Origin of the sequence: Rhodosalinus halophilus (assembly GCF_003298775.1) — a bacterium.
Classification (GTDB): domain Bacteria; phylum Pseudomonadota; class Alphaproteobacteria; order Rhodobacterales; family Rhodobacteraceae; genus Rhodosalinus; species Rhodosalinus halophilus.
The window spans coordinates 1-380 of sequence record NZ_QNTQ01000031.1; the positions used below are offsets into that span (position 1 = coordinate 1).

General features: G+C 65.8%; 1 protein-coding gene. It reads left to right on the forward strand.

The features are described 5' to 3' along the window. Window positions 1-380: calcium-binding protein (locus DRV85_RS18395; protein ID WP_147238889.1), on the forward strand; the 380-nt coding region annotated here is incomplete at both ends.

A 380-nucleotide genomic window follows, 5' to 3' on the forward strand; every position in this document is an offset into this window, starting at 1 on the left:
GATGCACATCCCGATCACGTTCCCGGAAACGACTGGATCGAGACCGACGGCGGCGTCGCCTTCGGCAACCAGGGCAACGACACGATGGCGGGCGGTACCGGCTTCGATCTGCTCGGCGGCAACGATGGCGACGACCTCATCAACGCAGGTGGCGGCAACGACATCGTCGCCGGCGGTGATGGCGACGACTTCATCATCGACACCTGGGGCCATGACTGGCTCTTCGGCATGGGTGGCGCCGACTTCATCAATGGCGGCACCGGCAACGACTCGATCTCCGGCGGCCTCGGCAACGACGACCTGTTCGGCGGCGAGGGCGACGACTACATCGCCGGCAACCAGGGCGACGACTTCATCGGCGGCAACGACGGCGACGACAA